At 45.1% G+C, this 297-nt stretch carries 1 rRNA gene; it reads left to right on the forward strand.

Annotation, left to right across the window (positions count from 1 at the left end):
- Nucleotides 1–69 precede the first annotated feature (69 nt).
- Nucleotides 70–297 (forward strand): 16S ribosomal RNA (locus tag ACLUWI_RS10465); the annotation flags it as partial.

Genomic DNA, 297 nt, shown 5'->3' on the forward strand with positions numbered 1-297 from the left:
GATTGATGCAAAAACATTTGCGAAGTCAATTCGCTTAATTTAAATTTGAGCTTTTCAAGTTCTTATATTTTATATGAGAGTTTGATCCTGGCTCAGGATGAACGCCGGCGGTGTGCCTAATACATGCAAGTCGAACGCGTTGGCCCAACTGATTGAACGTGCTTGCACGGACTTGACGTTGGTTTACCAGCGAGTGGCGGACGGGTGAGTAACACGTAGGTAACCTGCCCCAAAGCGGGGGATAACATTTGGAAACAGATGCTAATACCGCATAACAGCTTGAATCGCATGATTCAA

Source organism: Limosilactobacillus mucosae (genome assembly GCF_046939755.1).
In the GTDB taxonomy this organism is placed as follows: Bacteria; Bacillota; Bacilli; order Lactobacillales; family Lactobacillaceae; genus Limosilactobacillus; species Limosilactobacillus mucosae_A.